General features: G+C 48.1%; 2 protein-coding genes. Both read right to left on the bottom strand.

Going from position 1 to position 14,125, the window contains the following annotated elements; genetic code table 11:
* Positions 1-200 precede the first annotated feature (200 nt).
* On the bottom strand, positions 201-5,963 hold the full coding sequence (locus ACOJUO_RS25095; RefSeq protein WP_422138531.1) for a hypothetical protein: 5,763 nt from the start codon (positions 5,961-5,963) through the stop codon (positions 201-203).
* 152 nt (positions 5,964-6,115) lie between these two features.
* Positions 6,116-13,996 carry a hypothetical protein gene (locus ACOJUO_RS25090; protein ID WP_422138530.1) on the bottom strand — a complete coding sequence of 2,627 codons (7,881 nt, stop codon included), beginning with the start codon at positions 13,994-13,996 and terminating at the stop codon, positions 6,116-6,118.
* Positions 13,997-14,125 lie beyond the last annotated feature (129 nt).

Here is a 14,125-nt window from a genome sequence, read left to right as displayed (position 1 = left end):
GGCTAATCCGGTTAGCTGCTGAGCAAATTTAGTTCACAGTGATAAAGGGCAGTGGCAGTATAATTGAGTGATTTTTCAGGGAAGGAATGCATTAATACCTTTTAGCAGAACTTAATCGACAGACGGGTGTCAAAGAAACCAGTACGTATCGCTTTATACTGGTTTCTTTTGGATGGCTATGAAGGGTTCAGCTGAAGGTTTCACGGCTGCAGTTTTTTTCCAGACGCTGCACTACTTTCGGGAGTTGATGTGGCTTGAAGAGCATTTCTCTTATCATAAAAAGTAGCTGTCTTGCTATCGTCCTGTTGCAATGCATAGAAGGCACCCAGAGTGTAAGAGTAAGGAATGCTTTCTGCGTGGGAGAATGACCATCTAGGCACATTTTCCCTGAAGTATTTCTCCCAGCCATTCTCGAATAGCTTCATGGTGCGATCCCGACGCTCACGGAACTGAAGGTAATTTTCGTGTCGTGTCCAGCCATACAGGGTGCCGTTGGCTTTAACACGGTTTGTATAGTCTTTATCGGTTTCACTGACGCGTTGAGGTGAAGCAACAGTCGTACGTTTCACATAGTTATCTTGCGTTTCACCCACGCCCAGCCAGCGATTAATTTTGTCAAGACTACGGCCCAAAGGTCCACCCAGCCATTGAGTGAGCATCCTGTTGTCGTTCATAAAGAAGTCGTAAGTGAGGCTGGACGCCAGCGCGAATCCGAATGTTTGGGCGTAGGTAAACCCGGATAAAAGACCGTGGGCGTATGTTCCGAAGGTGGCTACCGGGCCCAGCAGCAGACCGGTTGTGGTAGAGGCCAGGGTTTTCACTTTTTGTGGTGTCACCCTGTGCAGCAGCGGTATCTGAACTCCCTGTCCGGAGCCCATGGATTGCACTATTTCCGGCACCAGACGGGAAATGCTGCGATACATCTGCGGGTTGGCGTTGTACTGTCGGGCAAACAGCATAGAGCCGGTTTTCAGCAGAATGACCGAGGAAGCGGCTTTACCCCATGGCATGGCCAGCCCGCCCAATTCGGAGATTTGTTCAATGCCACGGTGATAAGCATATTGCCCGGTTCGATCAGGATCAACACCATAAGATTCCAGCCAGTGCTGGAAAGGTATCAGCATCCGATGCAGGTAATCTCCTCTGCTGGTCAGATCCAGAAGATAGAGGAACGACAGGTTCGAGAGGGATAGCTCAGCAGCCTGCCAGGTGGTGTGGGTAGCCAGCAGGGGTTTGTAGCTGGAGAAGTACCAGGTGACAGCCTGTACCAGAAAGGCTGAAGGCTTGACCCAGTAATTCAGTAGCTGTCGTTCAACCGCTGCGGCATGAGCCTGCATTAATGTGCCATGAACAGTTTCGATCAGGTCTGATTCAGATATTCCGGCAGCACGGGCATAAGGTGCCAGGGTATCCTGAACATTGGCCAGGAATGCTGCTGTCCTACGACCATTGTCAAAGGCAATATCATCAAGAACGTAGTTGGCGATGACCGCAGCTGCATACTCTTTCATGCCGACAACAGATTCTTTCATACCCGTCGGGCCAGTGGCTGTGACAGCTACAGGGTCAAAGGCACTTTGCATGAATTCCTCAACAGCCTTGTCGGACAGCATCCGGGCAACCTTCTTGAAGTTGGGTATATGGACGTCGTGTTTGTAGCCGAGGAAGTGTTCAAATTCATCCACAGTCTGATAACCATCGACACCTCTGATGGCCTTCATGTAGTTTCCAAGCTCGATCTTGCTGATCAGTCCTTCCCGCAGCAAAGCAATGATCCTGCCACCACTGACAGAGTGGGCAGCGAAGTATTCCGAAAAGTCTTTCAGGTCCCCTGGTTTATGCTCGACGAAGTGAGTGGCTCTTTTGCCCATGCCGCGTATTCCATCGTCGTATTGTTGAGCCCCGGTTTTTATCTCATTCCTGGCCCTTAGCGCCAGATTCTGGACTTCCTCAATGACATTCTGAGATTGATCTTCTGAATGCCCGAAAGGCAAGCTCGTCTTCAGGCTCTTGAAGACCTCCACCATCCGACTGGCCTGATCAAAGGGCAGGTCGTCTCCGACCATTGCCTGCAGGCGAATCGGTGCAAATTCATCGTTAAAATCAAACGTCGCAAGGCCGGGTATTGTTTTACCGTTTTTGACGGCTGATTCTGCCAGGTCCAGTGCGGCATCCAGAGCCTGTTGCCTGAGAGGGTGCTGCTCTGTGAAGGTGTCCATATCGGTCAGAACTTTTGCCTGTCTAGGTGTGAACTGGAAGGGACCGCCGTCATTTTCGACGGCTTCCTCTGCGGCCCTCAGGACTTCCTTCATTCTCTCAATGTTTGCTTTCCTGACTTCAATCTCTCTTTCCAGACGGGCCTGCTCCTGACTCAGTTGCTGAATCCTGCCGCCAGAACCATCATCACCGCCCAGTTTTACCAGCCTGTTTCTCAGGGCATTAACCCGGTGTTCATTGGTGTCAGTGGCGTCTGGTTCAAGACCCATGGTTTTTTCCATGGGGTCAAGAAACGTTTTATGAAAATCGATCAGGTCCTCTTCTGCTTTTGATACCGCTTCACTTCTCTGCTCCAGGGCTGTGTTCAGGCGGGTTATTTCGTTCTTCTGTTCGGTTTCGGCCTTTTCACCGGTGTTTCCAAAACGCTTGATCTCCTCTTTTTTAAGATCAAGACTCTCTTGTGCGTTCCTCTCTTCAAGCCGTGCATTGGTCAACTCCCTATTTTTCTTGTCGTGAATACGCAGTAGTTGCCTGACCCGAAAGTACTTTTTCCTGGCTGAAGGCAGTTCACCCAATAGTTCATCGAATTCATGGGTTTTGTCTTGATCGTGATTATCTCTTCTGCTCCGAATGACAATAAAGTAATCAGCCTCTTCCGGTAAAATTTCGTCATTTTCTTTTATCTGGATGTTGGTATTTGTTTTGCCTACCCGTTGCTCAACGATTAAATCCTGCTTCTCTTTGCTGTGTCCCGACAGGAAATCTTTGACATCCTCCATTATCTCTTGAGGGTGTTGTTCGTTACCTGCATCCAGCGCCAAGTCGGTCTGAGATTCTTTCATTACCTGATTGATTGCTGTGTCGTATTTATCTGAGATATGTCGGAGGTCAGCACGACTCCCGGCAAATAACACGTTTTTGCCACTAAGCCTGTTCAGTTTTCGATGAACATCTGTTAGCTCTGTTTCAGCTTTTTGTATTGCTTGTCTGGCTCTGGCTAGCTCACGATCAAGAACGTATCGGGGTTTGGGTCCCAGGCAGGCCAATTGCCTGTCAAGCTCTGTATCAATGGCTGTGATATGCTCATTAATGCTGACAATACCTGCTTTGGAAACTTCTTCATTCAGCTGTTGGAGTGTTCTTTTAATTAGAAAGTTCTGGTCGTCAATGCTGGCATCATCTTTATAGGCCGCAATGTTGAGTTGAGAAGCCATTTCATTGTTTCTGCGTCTTCTGACATCTTCATCGCCATTGGCTTCGTTTACTTCTGTTATTAATGCCTGAATTTTGTCTCCAACAACATACTTGCTGTTGTACAGGTAGTCATCGTTTTCAATAGTTAATCCCAGCTCATTGGCCAGCTTGGCAACGAAAGCTTTGCCTCTTTCTATAGCTCCATGGTTTATTTCGGAGGAGATAAGCAGAACGTGCTCTATCATTTCAAGCAGGTCTTTCTGATGATTAAAGACTCGCGCATCCGTGTTTTCGACATGGTAGGTAAGATACCCTTGAATCTTCCTGAGTTTTGATGCCTTTTTTACGCTCGCTGGTATCATCTTTCCTTTTGAGAGAGCATCTTTTATCGTATTCAGCATGTCTTCTGAGACATTATTGCTGTCAAGTTTTGTACGAACCCTTTCAAGCCTTGCCACTTTGTGATCGTCTTTGTTGACTTGGATTTTGAATATTTCTTCTACTGTTTGCAGTATTTTTAGAGCATCTTCCTCTGCCTGCTGTCTGATTTTTATGATGTATGTCTGAATTTCATCAGAAATGGCTTGACGACGGTGATACACGTCATCAACGCTATCGGGGTCATCCATGTACAGGGTTCTTTCCACGGCGGTCAGTTTCCCAAGCACTCCATCTTTATTGCTATCAAAATTCATGGTGTTTAAATGACTGGCAATGGTTGCATGGTGTGCTTTGACTTCTGCTTCTCTTTCAGCGTTAAGGGCTTTTGTGACATCTGTTCTGATAGTACGAACTTGTGTTTCCAGCTCCGGGATTCGTTGAGCATCCAGCAGAAGTTTCAGTTCCATATTTTCCAGGTATTCCAGTTCGACATGAATCTTTACAAGCTCATCCTTAACTTCCCAATAGCGTTGTTGCAGCTCACCCAGCTTTTCCTTGCGACTGGGACTGGCTACTCCGATTCTGGACTTTAAGTAGTCATGAAGTCCTAAGAGGTCACTTTCTTTTGCATACAGCTTGTCCAGTTTTTTAAGCAGCTGTCTGTTCATGTCTCCTATGACTCTGGCAGCAAACTTTTTGTCCTTCTCATGATGACCGGTTTGCACCTGGCTGTCATGGTTGTTAATGGGTATAACATTCTGAATATCCTGGACAAAATGCGGGTTAATCAGAAGATTTCTGAATACGGGTTTGAAATTGAAGTGTTCTATGAGTTGAGAATGCAGCCATTCTGGCGTGATGACCGACGAAGCAACCCTGATGTGTTCCAGGGTGAATTCAAATTCAGGGACCTGAATCGAACGAGCTGGAGCATTACTGGCCAACGCCTGCTGGAGATATTCATAGTGAGCAAGTGCATCTATTGCCAGTTTATCTTCGTTTGTGAGCGTCGTCGGTTGATCTTCGTGAACGACAGCATCGTGCCGCGCAACATACTCCTCAAGTATTGCCATCTGCCTGCTTCGAATGACGTGCTGGTAGTTTTTGACCTTATGTTTTTCAACCTTTGCTAACACTGCAGGGACGGGGTTATTACCCTCAACTTCTTCCCAGAGGTAATAGAGGTTAGAGAGCTTTTCTACAAAGGCTATATCATTCGGACTCAGCCTCTGACCATGGAAAACAATCTCTTTCCCCGAAGCTTCTGCTACTTCAAGTTTTGGATAACCCGCAGGCACAGGATAAAACTTTGTGTCATCGTCGACGTGTACAACGTAACCGACGGGTTTGCTGTGGGCCATGAGTTCATTAAGAGCCTGCTGTTGTAAGTCCTCTCCCAGGACATGAACCTGGATATAGGCAGAGGTGGCTGCTGCCAGAAGAGCCTCCTCATTGATAAAGAGTGATTGACCCAGACGCTGCAGTTCAGGGGGCTGATCCCCCGAAGCGATAAGACGCATGAAAGTACGTCCATCCACTTCAACTTTTTCTACTTCAAGGGTGGCAAGGGCAATAAAGTGATCATTGGCGCCCAGCTTTCCTTTTCTGTCGTAGACAGCTGCCAGTAACTCATCCAGTTGCTGGGGGGCGGCGATTTTCGTCAATGGTTCTAATGGCTTCTCGTCATGAAATGCACGAAAAGCATTAATTGAATCCTCATCGGTCATTCCGGCTCTGACTTCAATGAACAGTTTCGTTTCTTCAAGGTTATGGGTGAACCTGAAGACTTCCTCATCATCTAACTTCAGGACTTTGGTGTATTTTTGAGCAACGCCATTGTCGCCTGTTTGAAACAGGTCAACACTGGAAACTTTGCCACCAACATTAGAAATTCTTTGTGTAAAGCTTGCAGAAGGAAGGTGATAGTAGTGTTCTCTGTCGATAGTATAAGGGTAGGTGGTTGTAAAGGAGTTGGGTATTGGCTGCTGGTCAGGACCTGGAGTTGGTCGAATCATAACGTCACTGTGGGGAAACTCCTCATGTCCACTGGCCTGAATATGGATAGATTTGGTATGCAGCCATCGATTAGCCAGTGCCTGTGTGCCAGTGAAGGACGAGCCGATCACAGCGATTACAGCAAGGCTTAAAGCATTGGGGCAAGCATTTGTCATTCTACTTCCTCGGAGATGAGTACCCGATTAGTGTGGAAAGTGGTTTCTTACAGGTGTTAATCGGTAGCCCAATCAGAAAGAAACCGGTATGTATCCTTTTATGCCGGTTTCTTTTGGGTGGCTATGAAGAGGTCATCCACTGGTTTCTGATATTAAAGTTCGTCGCGGGGATTTTTATTGTCACCCCAATCTTCATCAAGTTCGAAATCCTTAATCACAGCCTCAATATCAAGATTGTCTTCAGGATCAGCCTTGGCTGCCAAGGTGTCATCAGGCGCTAAAGTCCCTGTGGTGGCCGGTGTGGAGGAAGCAGCTGGAGTTGCTTCAGGCTCTGGCAGGGGAGTTGCCTCCACGGTGTCAGAAGCAACCGTTACACCCGCAGTGACCACCAGCGTCGCACTGGTTGGTGATGTTGTAGTGGTCGGCATTATTGGTACTTCAGCGGTTGTGGTTGTAGTTGTGGCTGCAGGAGTTACCAGTGCAGATTCAGTATTTTTCCATGTATCGTCTTTTTCGAGGTCGTCCATTTCAGCAGCTTGATCAGGCTCTTTCACCGAACTGGTCTCTGTGGGCTCAGAAAGCAGCTCTGCATCGGGAGTCATATACCACTCCTCATTACCATCAAGCTGATCGCCCACGGCTCCGGGCAGAAAGCTTGATTGAGAGGAGGGGCTATCGTGGGCAGAAAGTTGCTTATCATCGCGCTTTTGCCCTTCGAAGAAGGTACCCAGAGTGTAAGAGTAGGGCACACTCTCTGAATGGGAGAATGACCATTTGGGCACATTTTCTTTGAAGTATTTCTCCCAGCCATGCTCAAAGAGTTTTATGGTGCGATCACGGCGTTCGCGGAACTGCAGATAATTTTCATGTCTTGTCCAGCCAAGCATCATGTTGCCCGTTTTAACACGATTTGCATACTCCCCGTCGCTTTCACCGGAGCGTTGAGGTGTGGCAATGGCCGTACGTCTCACATATTCATGGTCCGATTCGCCCACGCCTCGCCAGCGATTAATTTTGTCAAGACTTCGGCCCAGGGGGCCACCGAGCCACTGAGTGAGTATTTTATTGTCGTTCATAAAGAAGTCGAAAGTGAGGCTCGACGCCAGGGCAAATCCAAATGTTTGAGCATAGGTAAAACCGGAGATCAGCCCATGGGCGTAGGCTCCAACAGTAGCTACCGGACCTAGCATGAGGCCGGCGGTGGCAGAGGCCAGACTTTTCACTTTTTGTGGTGTCACCCGGCGCAGCAGCGGTACCTGAACCCCTTGCGCGGAACCCATGGATTTCACTATTTCGGGCACCAGACGGGAAATACTGCGATACATATGGGGGTTGGCATTGTGCTGCCGGGCAAACAGCATGGAGCCGGTTTTCAGCAGAATGACGGAGGAAGCAGCTTTACCCAATGGCATGGCCAGCCCGCCCACTTCGGAGACTTGCTCAATTTGATTATGGTAGGCGTATTGGCCGGCTCGTTGAGAATCAACACCATAGCGTTCCAGCCAGTGCTCGAAAGGTGTGATCATTCTGTGTGCGTAATCACCCCTGTTGGTCAGGTCCAGCAGATAGAGGAATGACATGTTTGAGAGTGACAGCCTGGCAGCCTGGCAGGCGGTATGGGCCACCAGTAGTGGTTTGTAGCTTGAGAAGTACCAGGTGACAGCCTGTACCAGGAAGGCTGAAGGTCTGACCCAGTACTCATTGAGCTGTTGCTCAACCGCTGCAGCATGAGCCTGCATCAATGTGCTGTTGATAATCTTGATCAGGTCGGATTCAGGCAGGCCAGCAATGTGGGCATAAGGTGTCAGGGTATCCTGAACATTAGCCAGAAATGCCGCCGTCTTGCGGCCGTTTTCAAAGGCAATATCGTCAAGAACGTAATTGGCGATGACCGCAGCTGCGTAGTCTTTCATGCCGGCAACAGACTCTTTCATACCGGCTGGGCCAGAGCCGGTGACGGCCACAGGAGTAAAGGCACTGCGCATAAGTTCCTCAGCCCCCTTGTCGGACAGCATCTGAACAACCTTCCTGAACTCAGGCACCTTGACGCCCTGGTTGTAGCCAAGGAAGTGTTCAAACTCATCCACTGTCTGATAACCGTCGACACCTCTGACGGCCTTTATGTAGTTCTCAAGTTCAACCTTGCTGATCAGACCTTCACGCAGCAGTGTTATGATCTTGTTACCACTGGCAGAATGGATCTCGAAGTATTCCGAGAAGCTTTTCAGGTGCCCTGATTCATGTTCGACGAAGTAAATGGCTGTTTCACCCATGCCGTTAATGATTTCGTCGTAATATTTAGCACCTCTTCCTATCTCATTCCTGGCTCGGTGCGCCAGAATCTGGACTTGTTCAATGAGGGTCTGGGGCTGATCTCTCTCAGGCTCGAAAGGAGGAGGGGGGGAGGGGAAGTCTGCCTTGAGGCTTCTGAAAACTTCCAGCATCCGACCGGCCTGATCAAACGTCAGATCTTGTCCGGCCATTGCCTGTAAGCGAATGGGCGCAAACTCATCGTCAAAATCGAAGGTCGCAAGGCAAGGTATTGCCTTTCTGCTCTTTTCTGAAGAGGCTGCCAGACCTATTGCGGCTTCCAGAGCTTGTTTCCAGAGAGAGTGCTGCTGCGTGAAATCGTAAATATCAGCCAGAACTTTTACCTGTCTCGGTGTGTACTGGAAGGGGCCGCCGTCGTTTTCGGCGGTTTGCTCTGCAGTCTTCAGGTTCTCCTTCATTCTCTCAATGTCTGCTTTTCTGGTTTCTATCTCACCTTCCAGGCGGCCCTGTTCCTGAATCAGTCGCTCGATCCTGCCGCCAGTGCCATCTTCCCCGCCCAGTTGCAGCTGTTTTTTTCTAAGGGCATCAATCCGTTGTTCATTGGTTTCAGAAGCGTCTGGTTTGAGACCCACAGCTTCTTCAGTGGCCTCAAGAGCCGTTTTGTGATGTTCCATCAGAGCGATTTCTGCTTTTGATAAAGCATCACTTTTCTGCTTCAGGGCCAGATCCAGCAGCTCTATCTCGTTTTCTATCGCCTCTTTTCTTCGATCCAGGTTCTCTTGCACAGCAAGCCGACGAACCACTTCCGATTCATCGTTGGCGATCAAACATCTCAGGGCATCCCGTTTCTCGATATCGGTAGAGTCTGGTTCAGGACCTGTGGCTTTCTCAGTGGCTGCAATAGCCTCTTTTCTTCGATCCAGGTTCTCTTGCACAGCAAGCCGACGAGCCACTACCGATGCATCGTTGGCGATCAAACATCTCAGGGCATCCCGTTTCTCGATATCGGTAGAGTCTGGTTCAGGACCTGTGGCTTTCTCAGTGGCTTCAATATTCGCTTTATGAGCCTCCTGAACTTTCGATGCTTCTGATTCAGCGTCACTTTTCTGCTCCGGGGTTTGCTTCAGGTCGGTCTGCTCAGGGTCTGTAATCTGCGATTCAAATTCGTTCTCATGTTCGGTTTTAACTTTTTGTTCGATGCCTCCGGCTTTGTTAATCTCCTCTTTTTTACGATCCAGATTCTCTTGTGCAAGCGCCTTTTGATGCCGTGCAGATTCTATGTCCATGCCTTTTCTGTCGTGTACACTCAGGAATTCCGTGACCTGAGTGTATTTTTTTCTGGTTAAAGGCAGTTCACCTAATGTTTCATCGACTTCATTGATTTCGTCCCGGCCATGAATTTTTGCGAAGGCTGTAATGGCAAAATAATCAGCTTGTTTCGGTAATCGGAGGTGATCTTTTATCTGGATGTTCAGGTTTTTTGTGGCAGCCTCCAGTTTATCAATGATTTCATCTCGTCTCTCTGCACCGTCTCTCTGCATAAAGCGGTTGATGTCGTCTACTCGTTCTTCAGTGGTTTGTTCGTCACCTGCAGGCAGACCCAGTTCGGTCTGTATTTTTTCCATTGCCTGATTGAGAGCGCTGCTATCTTCATCCGAGATAGGTTCAATGCCATCGCGATTTACCAGCACTAATTGTTTGCGACGAAGATCATTCAGCTTGCGATGAGCACCTGCCAGCTCAGTGTTAGCTCTTTCTATGACTTGCCTGGCTGTGGCGACATCACGTTCAAGAACGAATCGGGGTTTAGGTCCAAGGCGGCCCAATTGCCTGTCAAGCTCATCTTCAATGGCTGCGACACGCTCTTCAACTTCAGGCTGACCTGCATCCATCGATTCTTGATCCAGTTGCTGGGTCAGTTGCTGGAGTTTGCCGTTAATCAGCTCGATCTGGTCGTGGATAGCGGCATCATCTTTATACTCCTTAACGTTGAGTTGATGAGCCAATCCATTGTTAAAGGTTCTTTTGGCAGCTTCATCCCTATAGCCTTTGTGTAATTCATCCATCATTTTGTGAAGTACGGCACCCAGAGCATACATCCGGTCAGACAGGCTGAGATCCTTTTCAAACTCTAACTTCATATCACTGGCCAGCTTGTCAGTGAAAGCCTCGTGTCTTTTATTAGCAGCAGGGTTTTTCTGAGGGTTGATACCCAGCTTTTTCTCAATAGCAGTAAGATAATTAAGCTGGTGTTCTCTGGCTCGCAGATCGGATTCTTCGACTCGAGAGGTCAGATGCTCACGAAGCCTGTCGAGCCGTATATCTCCTTTCTCCGGATCCACCAGCGTTATGTCGTCCGTGAGGATCTTAACCATCTCGTCCAGCTGGTATTCTGATATATCATCACCGTTAAACTTTGAACGAACTGTTTCAAGTCTTGCTTCTTTGCCAGCATATTTGTCGATTTCGAGGTGGAATATTTCTTCCAGTGCTTCCAGTATGTTCAGAGCCTCTTCCTCTGACCTTTTTTCGGCTTCCGTGATGTATGTCTTTATGTCATCAGAAATAGCCTCGCGCCGGAGATAAACGTCTTCTTCTCCACCGGGGAGAGTCATCTCCATGGCATTTTCCACGGCACTCAGTTTCTCAATTACTTCAGGCTTGGCTTTGGGATGGCCCGGAGTTCTGACGTCTTCCAGTTCTTGTTCCAGTTCTGCAAGTCTGGAGAGCTTCTCGTAGACGGTTGACTCCAGAGTGACGGGGTCTTCCTCATTCAGCTTAATACCAAGAACCGCTTCTAAAGCGCCTTTTCTGGCCTCGGTGTAAGAATTCTCTGCATCCTGTCGATCAGCCTCAACTTTATGATGCAGCCGTTCCGGATGGTCTTCCAGTGCCGAAAGTCTTTGAATCAGGTACTGTTTTGAATTCTCCATCATCTTGATTTTTTTAAGCAGGCTTTCTTGCTGTTCATCAATATCTGCATCGCTATCAAAATTCTGAATGTTCAGATGTGCGGCAATGGTTGCATAGCGAGGTTTGATTTCAGCGACTACTTTCGAATCTTTTCTGATGTTCTGCTGCAGAAAGCGTTCTCGATCTATCTGAGCTGCCTGCTGTTTCAGGTGCAGCTGAACAGTCTGGAAACGGGCTTCCAGATTTTTATCGTCAACCGGGAAAAGGCCGAGCTGTATTTCAATGTCTGTCAGCCTGTTTTTTACGACATCATCGGTTACTTCTATCTGCAGTTGCTTGAAGTATTGGGCGGCCTTGTGAATGGAATCAAAGCGGCTAATCAGATCGTTTTCATTGTCTGGAGTCAGTTTGAGCCCTTTTTCAATCTCCGCCATTTTTACTTTTAAAGCTTCAGCCCGCTGTTGTTCTGTTGCGGCAGCTGAACTCTCGATTTCGTTAATTTTCTCTCTGATGAGTCTGGCTTGCTCTTCTGATGGCGTGCTATCAATACCAAGCTCTTCTGCCAGCTGGATGTTATATTTGTCTATGTGTGCTGTTAATGTTATGTGATAGTCTTTTCTCTTATTCAGAGTTTGATCGACTTCCTTCCGAAGATCTGTCAACTGTTTTTTCTGTATTTCCAGCCCCTGCTGATGCTCAAGATGTTTCTGAATGGCCTGGTGACGGGCCTTCAGGTCATCTTTGTTAATCGGCATCAGCCCGAGTTGATCTTCTATAACAGCCAGCGCTTCTTCTTCGGCGAGTTCTGCCCGTTGCTCCATATACTCTTGAATAAACGCAAAGCGGGAACCCAGATCGCTTTCATCGTCCGGAGTAATTCCTAACACGCTTTCAATCGCCGCCAGTTTTGCCTCTGGAGCTTCTTCATAAGACTCTCCTGTTGCAGCGAATGTTGCGGCCACCGCCAGGTTCATTTTATGAATTTTTTTTATAATGAGTCTGATTTGTTCTTCGGATGGCTGGGTATTATCCCAGTTGTCAATACCCAGTTCTGCTGCCAGTTGAGTGTTGTAATTTTTTATGGCCTCTTCTCTGGCATGACTAACTTGTTGTTCCAGCTCTGGAATTCGTTTGACTTCCTGCTTAAGTTGATCTGAATGCTCTTGCAGCTGTTCAATCACTTCACGATTCTCTGCAAGCTGACTCTCAACTTTTTGCTTGAGTTGAACTGCATAGAGTTTTTCTTCCTCACTGATAGCGGCTTTCTCCGACAGGAGTTTCAGCTCGTTTGTAATCTGAGCCAGCTTACCCTCTAAGGCCATATGCTTTGTCAGCTTCATTTCCATCTGAACCATTTGGTTGGCGATGTCGCTCAAGACTCTGGAAGCAAACTCTTCGTTGTGAGCTAAAGCATCGAGCATTAATGAGTCGGCGGTGAGTAGATTACTCAAAATACCCTTAGCAAAACTCTTAATGATTAGATGGTGTCTTAGTGCGGGTTTGAAACTGAAGTGTCTGGCGAGTTGAATCTGCATCCAGGTTGGCGTGATGACAGACGAAGCAACTCTGACCTGTTCCATTGAGAATTCAAATTCATCTGCTGGAGCTGCTGCAGCAGCACTGGCCAATGCCTGCTGGAGATATTCGTAGTGTGAAAGCGCACGAAACGCCTGCAGATCTTCGTCTGTATACGTCACCGGTTGATCTTTGTCAGCTCCGGTAGAGTGCGTCGCTACAAGCTCCTCCAGCAGTGCCATCTGCCTGCATCGAATGGCGAACTGGTAGCTTCCGACCTTATGTTTATTGACCACTGTTGCTGGAGCGGGTTTGTTTGCCTCTGTTTCTACCCAGAGTTTATGGAGGTTTTCTACAAAAGCGACATCTTGCGGATTCAGCCTCTGGCCATGGAAAACAATCACTCCCTCCGAAGCTTCTGATACTTCCAGCTTCGGATAGCCCGCAGGCACAGGATAAACCTCTGTGTCATCTTCGGCCTTTACAACGTAGCCGACGGGTTTGCTGTGTGCCAGGAGTTCATTAAGAGCCTGCTGTTGTAAATCCTCTTCCAGAACATGAACCTGAATATAGGCAGAGGCGGCGGCTGCCAGGAGAGCATCGTCATTGACAAAGAGCGATTGCCCCAGACGATCCAGTTCAGGGGGCTGAACGCCCGAAGCGACAAGACGCATGAAGGTGCGCCCATTGACCTCAACTTTTTCTACTTCTATGGTGGCAAGGGCAACATAGTGATCACTTGAGCCGAGGTTTCCTGCTCTGTCGTTGGCGGCGTCCAGCACATCAGCCAGTTGTATGGGGGTGGCGATTTTTGTTGACGGTTCCAGTGATTTGATGCCATGCGATTGCCATCCTTTACGAATAACCTCAATTGAATCCTGATCGGTCATTCCGCCTCTGACTTCAATGAGCAGTTCGTTTTCTTCAAGGTTATGGGTGATCCTGAATACGCCCTCATTACCCGCCTTCAGGACTTTGGTGTATTTCCTGGCAACATTATTCTCGTCTGTCTCAAACTGATCAACACTGGAAACTGTGCAACGAGTATTATAAAAAATTTCTGAAAAGCTTATAGAAGGATAGAGAAGGTCCTCATTTACTGCAGGCTCATAAGGGTAGGTGGTTGTAATGGATTTGGGTATTGGCTGTTGGTCATCACCTGAAGTTGGCTGAACCCTGACCACACTCTGAGTGAACTCCACATGTCCATTGCCCAGAATATCGGCAGATTTTGTCTGCAGCTTGCGATCGGCCAGTGCCTGTGTGCCAGTGATGGAAGAGCAGATTGCAAAGGTCACAGCAAGGCTTAGTGCATTGGGGTGAGTATTTGTCATTCTAATACCTCAGAGCGGAGTACTTCTGATACTGCGAAAAGTGATTTCCATACCAGCCAAGGATGCAGATTCCGGTCAGTAGCTCATGGCTGTTAATCGCGTATGGCTGTTAATCGCTCATGGCTGTCA

The organism is Endozoicomonas sp. ALC020, assembly GCF_049275935.1.
GTDB lineage: Bacteria > Pseudomonadota > Gammaproteobacteria > Pseudomonadales > Endozoicomonadaceae > Endozoicomonas_A.
This window is presented reverse-complemented; position numbering and strand designations above follow the sequence as displayed.

Coding starts and splice junctions, on each gene's coding strand:
- ACOJUO_RS25095 (WP_422138531.1), bottom strand. CDS start 5,963: ATGACAAATGCTTGCCCCAATGCTTTAAGCCTTGCTGTAATCGCTGTG.
- ACOJUO_RS25090 (WP_422138530.1), bottom strand. CDS start 13,996: ATGACAAATACTCACCCCAATGCACTAAGCCTTGCTGTGACCTTTGCA.